Source organism: Mycobacterium parascrofulaceum ATCC BAA-614 (assembly GCF_000164135.1).
In the GTDB taxonomy this organism is placed as follows: domain Bacteria; phylum Actinomycetota; class Actinomycetes; order Mycobacteriales; family Mycobacteriaceae; genus Mycobacterium; species Mycobacterium parascrofulaceum.
Genome location: NZ_GG770559.1, coordinates 74,338 through 77,186 on the forward strand (window position 1 = coordinate 74,338; position 2,849 = coordinate 77,186).

At 62.6% G+C, this 2,849-nt stretch carries 2 protein-coding genes; one reads left to right on the plus strand and one right to left on the minus strand.

Annotated elements, in window-relative coordinates:
* The first annotated feature begins 762 nt into the window (after positions 1–762).
* Entirely contained in the window at positions 763–1,140 is a 378-nt protein-coding gene (locus HMPREF0591_RS25995) for a BlaI/MecI/CopY family transcriptional regulator (protein WP_040624088.1), read from the plus strand.
* Positions 1,141–1,853: 713 nt separating this feature from the next.
* On the opposite strand, the gene HMPREF0591_RS26000 is transcribed toward HMPREF0591_RS25995, so the two are convergent.
* Positions 1,854–2,096 (minus strand): hypothetical protein, encoded by a 243-nt coding sequence (locus tag HMPREF0591_RS26000; protein WP_007171729.1) that lies wholly within the window; start codon positions 2,094–2,096, stop codon positions 1,854–1,856.
* Between the last annotated feature and the right edge of the window lie 753 nt (positions 2,097–2,849).

The following is a 2,849-nucleotide window of genomic DNA, read 5'->3' on the forward strand; positions in this document are numbered from 1 at the left end:
CTGCGCTTGTTTCTCCGTAACCGAATAAGCGTGTATCAGACCGTAACCCGACACCGCCGCCGAAATGGCAGCGGGCGAGTCCGACGACACGTTGCGCACAATGCCCGAGGCCACCGCCGACACGGGGAGCGTGCCCACGCAAGTGGTCGCTGGCCATGGGACCGCACTTCTCGTCGGCGACGCCAGCTGCGACGCGGCGGTCTCATCGTTGGTGCAGTGTTCGGCGTCGGACGTTGGCGACTTGTTGGCCAAGATCCGGCGGGGTGCTTAAGCCCCGCGCCGAGCCGGGTTCTACTAGCACGCGCGCTAATCACGTGGTGTTCGGCATGCTGCACGACGCGAACACCCCGCGGTGGTCGCGTGTGGGCGGCCGTTGTCACCCAACCGAAATACCGGGCAGCGATAGCAGCCGCCGGTTTCGGGATCGAACAGATCGACCGGTTCTCCTACGCTCGGCTGCGGTTCATTCCGACGCATTCCCATATCCTCGGACGCGCCCGCACGGGCCGGCTGAGTTGGTCAGCGCGCTTCTGGCAAATCTGACGCAGATCATCAAAAGTGTTGCGTCGGTGCAACAATCACGTTCGACGGTCTCCCAACGCCAGGAATCGACATGCCAGCACCATGTGGATGCGTTCTGCCGCCCCGTCGTGGTCAGACATCCGACATTGTATGTGGGCCATGGGTAACCTACTATGTGTGTACGTAGTTAGTGTATGACGGTGACCGGCGTCGGAATGCTGGGCGGATCGGAGGGTGACGGTGCAGGTGCGCGGGTTCGGGGAGTTGGAAGTGGTGGTGATGGACCGCATCTGGGACCGGAATGCAACGACGACGGTCCGCGAGATTTTTGACGAGCTGGCCGCTGAACGCGAGATCGCCTACACGACAGTGATGTCGACCATGGACAACCTGCACACCAAGGGGTGGCTGGGGCGTGAGCGAGACGGCAAGGCCTACCGGTACTGGCCGACGTTGACCCGCGAGCAACACAGTGCCCAACTCATGCGCGAGGTGTTTGACGCCGGGGGGAGCTCCGAACTGGTGCTCAGCCACTTTCTCGAACAGATCAGTCCCGAGGAATCCGCGCGTTTGCGTGCTGCGTTGCAGCGGCTAGCCAGACGAAACCGACGCAAGTAACCGTTACGGGGGGCATCGGATCCTGCCTTTACCGCGTCGAATATCACTGCTTCGCAGCGGTATTGGTTCAAAGTCATCTCGTGGTCGCGGGCCGCTACGGTGGTCCCATCATACCGCCCGACCCCCATCATGCCCTCCATCATCGCGGGCATCCCGTCGTGCACGAAGCCGCTCACCTCGCCCGCATGAGCTCGGATGGCGCCGGCCAATGCGGGATCAGAGGTTTTCACGGCGATGACGACCCCCGGGTGTCAACGTCAACTGGCGGCAGTCGCCCCCGGCGTCGCGGTACAGCGTCGGCAGGGTCGAGCTCTTACCGAATAAACTCCGCGCCGTGGTCAAGATGGGAGCAGACGCGCGACACGCGGCCATGCAGTCGGTAGGCCAGATCCGGCGAGTTCGACTCGGTGGTGGTACGTACCCCACCGGGGATCTCCTCGACCCTGCGATTGGTCGCCTGTGCTGGCGGAACATCTCCATATAACCGCTCATGTTGGTCGCACTGGCACCCCTCACGCCGCCGTCGGTCAACCGGATACAGCACCGGTGGCACCGGCACACCGCGCAGCGCACACCCCAGACCGGCTACCGCGCTGGCGGCCAGCGCCGCTAGCCCAGCGCGCAGGGTGAGCCTACCCATCTGATATCTTCCCGGACACCTCAATCATTTGTCCCCGGTCAATCAACTAGCGCGGTCACCGCATCTCGCCCGCCTACATCGCGGGGTGGTAGAAATCATCCTCTTCCGCATCGCCCCGCGCACCAGGCGACGGCGGCACGTGCCCGGCCCGACCAAAACCGCCGTCCGCTCCCGCCGACGGGCCGCTGCGTCCCGCGCCGCTAACATGCATTGCAAGCACCACGGCCGCGGTGATGACACCCAAAAACACCACCACCGCCAACACGTTGAATAACGCGCCACACCAAACCCAGCTGTCGCCGCCATACGACATCATCACCGCGCTACCTCCGTCTCATCACCGATCACCACGCGACCACGGGGTTGAAAAACCGATACTGCCCAACCGCATCGCCCACCTAGACTGCGCCGCGACCCGTCAGAATCGGTCCGACGACAACCAACCATTCATATGCTTTTCTACTACCTATGTACACAGATAGTAGATTAATTCGGGAACACCGGCAACGACCAGAGGTGATGCGGCCCTGGCCGCGGCCGGCTACTCATGTCAGCGGCCAACCCGATCGCGCGTCGATGAACGCGTTCGGCCATGCGTTGCCGAGGAGTCAGACGAATCAGTCGTGACTACAACCAGATATGAAATTGCACATCTACGTATCGGTCTGTCGTAGATGATCAAGGTGGTGACGCTTCGGCTGGTGAACTTGCCAGGTGCTCCACTCGTGTCATAGCAGGAGGTGATGGAGTGCCAAGGGTCATCGGCGGATCGGAACTGCAGGCGGCGATGACGGCTCGCGACGACGATCATGCCGCCGTCTTGTGACGATATGCGTTGCGATTGATGGGCCCCACGAGTCGTGCCGAAGACGTCGTCTGCGAGACGCTACTCCGGGGGACCTCAGAATTGCCGAAGAAACGGTCAAGTCCCGATTGCGCTATGCCGCTCGGGCGCGCCGGCTCACGCCGCACGAGAAATGGGGTGACACGTTGACCGCGCTACCGGTCGTCGCGACGCCCGTCGGCAGCGAATGCCAAATGGTGCAAGGCGATTGGCTTGAGACCAAAA

Coding starts and splice junctions, on each gene's coding strand:
- HMPREF0591_RS26000 (WP_007171729.1), bottom strand. CDS start 2,096: ATGATGTCGTATGGCGGCGACAGCTGGGTTTGGTGTGGCGCGTTATTC.